General features: G+C 41.6%; 7 protein-coding genes. All 7 read left to right on the top strand.

Annotated features, from left to right (window positions below):
- Positions 1–323: 323 nt before the first annotated feature.
- Positions 324–2,453, top strand: coding sequence for an ATP-dependent Clp protease ATP-binding subunit (locus HMPREF2933_RS08960; RefSeq protein WP_024052583.1), 2,130 nt, complete (start codon positions 324–326; stop codon positions 2,451–2,453).
- A gap of 168 nt (positions 2,454–2,621) precedes the next feature.
- Positions 2,622–4,082, top strand: a complete 1,461-nt coding sequence (locus HMPREF2933_RS08955) for a PTS ascorbate transporter subunit IIC (RefSeq protein ID WP_024052584.1) — start codon at positions 2,622–2,624, stop codon at positions 4,080–4,082.
- A gap of 30 nt (positions 4,083–4,112) precedes the next feature.
- Positions 4,113–4,394, top strand: a complete 282-nt coding sequence (locus HMPREF2933_RS08950; RefSeq protein ID WP_003032305.1) for a PTS sugar transporter subunit IIB — start codon at positions 4,113–4,115, stop codon at positions 4,392–4,394.
- Between the two features lie 202 nt (positions 4,395–4,596).
- Positions 4,597–5,082, top strand: a complete 486-nt coding sequence (locus HMPREF2933_RS08945) for a PTS sugar transporter subunit IIA (protein ID WP_020999451.1) — start codon at positions 4,597–4,599, stop codon at positions 5,080–5,082.
- A gap of 50 nt (positions 5,083–5,132) precedes the next feature.
- Positions 5,133–5,798, top strand: a complete 666-nt coding sequence (locus HMPREF2933_RS08940; protein WP_024052585.1) for a 3-keto-L-gulonate-6-phosphate decarboxylase UlaD — start codon at positions 5,133–5,135, stop codon at positions 5,796–5,798.
- A gap of 3 nt (positions 5,799–5,801) precedes the next feature.
- Entirely contained in the window at positions 5,802–6,662 is an 861-nt protein-coding gene (locus tag HMPREF2933_RS08935) for an L-ribulose-5-phosphate 3-epimerase (RefSeq protein ID WP_024052586.1), read from the top strand.
- A gap of 2 nt (positions 6,663–6,664) precedes the next feature.
- Complete coding sequence (locus tag HMPREF2933_RS08930) at positions 6,665–7,366, top strand: L-ribulose-5-phosphate 4-epimerase (RefSeq protein ID WP_042754115.1); 702 nt, start codon at positions 6,665–6,667, stop codon at positions 7,364–7,366.
- Positions 7,367–7,431 lie beyond the last annotated feature (65 nt).

Below are 7,431 nucleotides of genomic sequence, written 5' to 3'. Positions count from 1 at the left end.
ACGTTGCACTTTTTATTGCAATTTATCATAGATTAAAAAATTATGTAACTTTTTACAAAAATCTATTGACTTTTTGTTTGGAACACTGTATAATTACAATTGTAAACGGAAAGGAATAAAATCCGTTACATTCGCTCAAACAAGATGAAATTCTTAGCTACGCTCAGTTAAAGTGATTTCATCTCTATTTTGGGAGAGGTTTAAAATTATGTAAAATATTGGCTGCCTTTTATAAATATAAATCCAAAAGATAGAGTTGCTCACTTTGTCTTATATTTTAAGCAGTTGCAAAAATTATGTAAAATAACAAATGAGGTACAGATATGAATAACAACTACAACAACTTTGATAATATGGATAATCTTTTCAATCAATTGATGGGAAGAATGGGCGGTTTTAATAGTGAAAATCGGCGTTATCTCATCAATGGACGTGAAGTAACACCAGAAGAATTTGCACAATACCGAGCAACGGGGAAACTGCCGAAACAAGCGGTAGAAAATCAAAATCCGCAAATGCAGGGACAAACAGGTGCTCCAAAACAAGATGGCATTTTAGCAAAATTGGGTCGCAATTTGACAGAAGAAGCGCGGCAAGATATGTTAGATCCCGTTATTGGGCGCAATAAGGAAATTCAAGAAACAGCTGAAATTCTGTCTCGTCGGACGAAGAATAATCCAGTGCTAGTCGGAGATGCTGGGGTTGGTAAGACCGCAGTTGTCGAAGGTTTGGCGCAAGCGATTGTCAACGGCGATGTCCCTGCTGCTATTAAAAATAAGGAAATTATTTCTGTAGATATTTCTGGATTAGAAGCAGGTACGCAATATCGAGGTAGCTTTGAAGAAAATATTCAAAATTTGGTGTCTGAAGTGAAAGAAGCCGGCAATGTCATTCTCTTCTTTGATGAAATTCATCAAATCCTTGGTGCTGGAAGCACAGGTGGAGACAGCGGCTCTAAAGGTTTGGCAGACATTTTGAAACCAGCTCTTTCTCGTGGGGATTTAACTGTGATTGGTGCGACGACGCAAGATGAATACCGCAATACCATTTTGAAAAATGCGGCTTTGGCTCGCCGTTTCAATGAAGTAAAAGTAAATGCTCCGTCTGCAGAGGATACTTATAAGATTTTGCAAGGAATTCTTGATTTGTACGAAAAACACCACAATGTTATCTTGCCAGATGAAGTGTTAAAAGCGGCTGTGGATTATTCGATTCAATATATTCCGCAACGCAGTTTGCCAGATAAAGCAATTGACCTAGTAGATGTGACAGCGGCTCACTTAGCAGCTCAACACCCCGTTACAGATGTGCATGCAGTAGAACGTGAAATCGCAGAGCAAAAGGCCAAACAAGAAGCTGCTGTTGAAAAAGAAGATTTTGAAACGGCTTTGAATGCCAAGATGCGCATTGAAGAGCTGGAAAAGAAAATTGAAAATCATACGGAAGATATGAAAGTGACAGCGACTGTCAATGATGTGGCAGAGTCTGTAGAACGCATGACGGGTATTCCTGTTTCTCAAATGGGCAGCAGCGATATTGAGCGCTTGAAAGAGATGAATGCGCGCTTAAAGACCAAAGTCATTGGACAAAATGAAGCGGTTGAAGCGGTGGCACGTGCTATTCGGAGAAATCGTGCAGGTTTTGATGAAGGCAATCGTCCAATTGGTAGCTTCCTCTTTGTCGGACCAACTGGGGTCGGAAAAACAGAGCTAGCAAAACAATTAGCGCTTGATATGTTCGGTACAAAAGACGCGATTATTCGTTTGGATATGTCTGAATACTCTGACCGCACGGCTGTGTCGAAGTTGATTGGTACAACAGCTGGCTATGTGGGCTACGACGACAATAGCAATACATTGACAGAACGTGTTCGTCGCAATCCATACTCGATCATTTTGCTGGACGAAATCGAAAAAGCTGATCCGCAAGTCATCACGCTGTTATTGCAAGTCTTGGACGATGGACGTTTGACAGACGGTCAAGGAAATACTGTCAACTTTAAGAATACAGTTATTATCGCTACTTCTAACGCAGGATTTGGCTATGAAAGCTTTACGGGCGATGAAGAAAAGGATATGAAAATTATGGATCGGTTGAAACCATACTTCCGTCCAGAATTCTTGAACCGTTTCAATGCAGTCATTGAATTCTCTCATCTTGGTAAAGAAGATTTAGCTGAAATCGTCGACTTGATGTTGGATGAAGTCAACCAAACGCTTGCTAAGAAAGACATCACGTTAACAGTAACAGATGCAGCCAAACATTATCTAGCAGAAGAGGGGTATGATGAAGTCATGGGTGTTCGTCCGCTTCGCCGTGTGATTGAACAACAAATCCGTGACAAAGTAACAGATTATCATCTGGATCATCTGGATGTGAAACATCTTTTGGCAGATCTTAAAGATGATGAATTAGTCATTGAGGAAACAACAGATAGTCAAGTTGAAAAATAAATTTCATTATTCAAACGCTGAGAAATTTCTCGGCGTTTTTGGCTCCCATATTTTTCGCAGTCCAAGAGTGAACAGTTGCTTGTGTAATTCTTGGTCTTTTTGTTACCGCTTACATGGTTTATAATAGGCCTATAAAGAACAAATAAAATAGAAAAAAGGAGAGTTAAAATGAACATCATTTTAAACATTCTGAACTGGTTCTCGCAAAATATTTTGCAGAATCCGGCCTTCTTTGTAGGTCTCTTGGTTCTCATTGGCTATGCGTTATTGAAAAAACCAGCGCATGATGTCTATGCTGGTTTCATCAAAGCGACAGTTGGTTATATGCTGTTGAACGTTGGTGCTGGAGGTTTGGTAACAACTTTCCGTCCGATTTTGGCGGCTTTGAACTTTAAGTTTAAGATTGGTGCGGCGGTTATTGACCCATACTTTGGATTAACAGCGGCAAATACAAAGATTGCAGAAGAATTTCCAAACTTTGTCGGAGCAGCAACAACAGCACTTTTGATTGGTTTTGGTGTCAATATCCTGCTCGTTGCTCTTCGGAAAATTACGAAAGTGCGGACGCTGTTCATTACAGGTCATATCATGGTGCAACAAGCAGCAACCGTTTCATTGATGGTTCTTCTCCTTGTTCCTCAATTGCGTAATAGCTGGGGCGTGCTGGCAATCGGTGTCATCTGTGGACTTTACTGGGCAGTCAGCTCCAATATGACAGTAGAAGCAACACAGCGTTTAACTGGTGGCGGTGGTTTTGCGATTGGTCACCAACAACAATTTGCGATTTGGTTTGTGGATAAAGTTGCAGACAAATTTGGCAAGAAAGAAGAAAATCTTGACAATTTGAAGTTGCCAAAATTATTGTCTATTTTCCATGATACAGTGGTTGCTTCGGCGACGTTGATGTTGGTTTTCTTTGGAGCTATTCTCTTAATCTTGGGTCCAGATATCATGTCAAATGCAAAAGTCATTACATCAGGTACAGTTTACAACCCTGCTAAGCAAGATTTTTACATGTATATCATTCAAACAGCCTTTACTTTCTCAGTTTATCTCTTTGTCTTGATGCAAGGGGTGCGGATGTTTGTAGCAGAATTGACCAATGCCTTCCAAGGTATCTCTAACAAATTGCTTCCTGGTTCATTCCCAGCTGTGGACGTTGCAGCTTCTTACGGTTTTGGTTCACCAAATGCAGTGCTTTCAGGCTTTGCTTTCGGTTTGATTGGACAATTGATTACCATTATGCTCTTGATTGTCTTTAAGAATCCAATTCTGATTATTACCGGTTTCGTTCCAGTATTCTTTGACAATGCAGCGATTGCAGTTTATGCGGATAAGCGTGGTGGCTGGAAAGCTGCGGTTATCTTGTCCTTTATCTCAGGTGTGCTGCAAGTAGCGCTCGGTGCTCTCTGTGTGGCACTGCTCGGTCTTGCTTCTTACGGCGGTTACCATGGAAATATTGACTTTGAATTCCCATGGCTTGGATTTGGCTATCTTTTCAAATACCTTGGTATTGCTGGTTACATTCTTGTCTGTGTGTTCTTGCTGGCTATTCCGCAACTTCAATTTGCCAAAGCAAAAGACAAGGAAGCATACTACCGTGGTGATGTTCAAGCAGAAGAAGAATAAAAATAGATTTAAATATTGGAGGAAAATAATATGGTTAAGGTATTAACAGCGTGCGGAAATGGCATGGGTTCATCTATGGTGATTAAGATGAAAGTAGAAAATGCTCTACGTAAACTTGGGCAAACAGATTTCACGGTCAATTCTTGCAGTGTGGGCGAAGCTAAAAGTTTAGCTTCTGGTTATGATATCGTCATTGCCTCTCTTCATTTGATTCATGAATTGGACGGACGGACAAATGGCAAATTGATTGGTCTAGATAATCTGATGGACGACAAAGAAATTACTGAAAAACTATCACAGGTATTGGAATGATGCGGCTAGAGGTTTGTCTCAGCCTCGTCGCTTAAGAAATTGATATAGAGGCTTTGGACGCTTGTCCAAGCCTCATTCGCTTAAAAGGATAGGTGAAACTGAAAGCATAGGAAAATTGAAGTCTGTTGTACTTTTAAAGTAGCAGAGGATTTCTCTTTGCCAATCCGTTTTGAGTTTCCATTTCCTACGAAAGGAAGAAGCCATGAATTTAAAGCAAGCATTGATTGAAAACAAATCTATTCGTTTAGGGCTTTCTGCTTCAACTTGGCAAGAAGCGGTCAAACTTTCTGTTGACCCTTTGATTGAAAGCGGAGCTGTTAAGCCTGAATATTATGATGCAATCATCGAATCCACAGAAGGATATGGTCCTTATTATATTTTGATGCCGGGTATGGCGATGCCACATGCTCGTCCAGAGGCTGGTGTACAAAAAGATGCCTTCTCTTTGGTGACTTTGAAAGAACCTGTAACTTTCTCAGACGGGAAAGGTGTGAGTGTCTTGTTGGCTCTTGCGGCAACGAGTTCAAAAATTCATACGAGTGTCGCCATTCCGCAGATTATTGCCCTCTTCGAATTGGAAAATTCTATTGATCGTTTGTTAGCTTGTCAAACAGAAGCAGAAGTTCTAGCTTTGATTGATGAGTCAAAAAATAGTCCTTATTTAGAAGGATTGGATTTAGATAGTTAGTAAATGGTTGTGTTTCAATCCATTAGAAAAGAATAGAAGGAGAGAAAATTATGTCAAAACGTCTTCCAAATTTACAAGTTGCACTAGATCATTCAGACTTGCAAGGAGCTATTAAAGCAGCTGTGTCGGTCGGTCATGAAGTGGATGTCATTGAAGCAGGAACGGTTTGTCTCTTGCAAGTCGGTAGTGAGCTGGTAGAAGTGCTGCGCAGTTTATTTCCTGATAAAATCATCGTAGCTGACACTAAATGTGCTGACGCTGGCGGGACAGTTGCTAAAAATAATGCCGTACGCGGTGCGGATTGGATGACTTGCATTTGTTGTGCGACGATTCCAACCATGAAAGCAGCCCTGAAAGCTATACAAGAAGAACGCGGTGAACGCGGTGAAATTCAGATTGAACTCTACGGTGATTGGACTTATGAGCAAGCTCAGATTTGGTTGGATGCTGGTATCTCGCAAGCCATTTATCACCAATCACGCGATGCCCTTCTTGCCGGCGAAACTTGGGGTGAAAAAGATCTCAATAAAGTTAAGAAATTGATTGAAATGGGTTTCCGTGTGTCTGTGACAGGTGGTTTGAATGTGGATACACTCAAACTCTTTGAAGGAGTGGATGTCTTTACCTTTATTGCTGGACGCGGAATAACAGAAGCTGAAAACCCAGCAGCAGCAGCGTGTGCTTTCAAAGACGAAATCAAGCGAATATGGGGGTAAGTCATGGCACGTCCAATTGGAATTTATGAAAAGGCGACACCGAAGCATTTTTCTTGGCAAGAACGGTTAGAATTTGCCAAAGAAATGGACTTTGATTTTGTGGAAATGTCGGTTGATGAAAGCGATGCTCGGTTGGCGCGTCTCACTTGGTCCAAAGAAGAACGCCTAGAGCTTGTCAAAGCCATCTATGATACAGGTGTGCGGATTCCAAGCATTTGTTTTAGCGGACATCGGCGCTATCCATTAGGCTCGAACGATCCTGAGCTAGAAGCAAAATCACTTGAAACGGTGAAACAATGTATTGAGTTAGCGCAAGATTTGGGTGTGCGAGTTATTCAATTAGCCGGCTATGATGTTTATTATGAAGAAAAATCACCTGAAACACGCGTTCGTTTCTTAAAAAATCTGCGACGAGCATGTGATTGGGCTGAGCAGGCGCAGGTCATGCTGGCGATTGAAATTATGGATGACCCATTTATCAACAGCATTGAAAAATATCTGGCTGTGGCAAAAGAAATCAATTCGCCTTATCTCTTTGTCTATCCAGATACAGGTAATGTTTCTGCTTGGCATAATGACCTCTGGAGTGAATTTTACCTTGGTCATCAGGCAATTGCTGCGCTGCACTTAAAAGATACCTATGCCGTGACGGAGCATTCTAAAGGGCAATTTCGAGATGTACCTTTTGGCAAAGGTTGTGTCAATTGGGAAGAAATGTTTGCCGTTTTGAAAAAAACCAACTACCAAGGACCGTTTTTGATTGAAATGTGGTCTGAAAATTGTGAAACGGTGGAAGAAACCAAAGCAGCTATCAAAGAAGCGCAGGATTTCCTTTATCCACTCATTGAGAAAGCGGGGTTATGAGAATGTTAGTACCAGAATTACGAGAACGTGTCTATAAAGCCAATATGGAGCTTCCAGAGCATGGTTTGGTGAAATTTACTTGGGGAAATGTTTCGGCGATTGACCGCGAGAAAGGCTTGATTGCCATTAAACCTTCTGGTGTGGCGTATGAAAAATTATCTCCAGAAAATATGGTTGTGACTGATTTGGACGGTAATATTGTCGAAGGAGACCTGAATCCGTCGTCAGATTTGCCGACGCATGTGGAACTGTACAAAGCATTTCCAGAAGTGGGTGGCATTGTTCATACGCACTCGACAGAAGGAGTGGCTTGGGCGCAAGCAGGACGTGATATTCCTTGTTATGGCACCACGCACGCTGATACTTTCTACGGTTCAATTCCATGCGCTCGTGCCTTGACACCAGAGGAAATCAATGGCGAGTACGAAAAAGAAACTGGGAAAGTCATTATTGAAGAATTTGCCAAGCGTGGCTTAGATCCGCTCGCAGTAGCAGGTGTAACCGTCCGCAACCACGGACCATTTGCTTGGGGCAAGGACGAAAAGTCTGCTGTTTATAATGCAGTTGTTCTGGAAGAATCCGCTCGTATGGCACGCTACACAGAAGCTATCAATCCAGAAGTGGCAGAAGTGCCGCAAGATCTCAAAGACAAGCATTACCTGCGAAAACACGGAAAGAATGCTTACTACGGACAGAAAAAGTAAGAACGACGATAAGAAATCTATCAAGGGGTGGAACGATTACTATGATTCAGAGTGTCATGGTTGGC

This window comes from Streptococcus sp. HMSC066F10 (genome assembly GCF_001813805.1).
GTDB classification, from domain to species: domain Bacteria; phylum Bacillota; class Bacilli; order Lactobacillales; family Streptococcaceae; genus Streptococcus; species Streptococcus vaginalis.
Note: the sequence above shows the minus strand (reverse complement) of the source record. Positions and strands in the feature narration are given on the sequence as shown.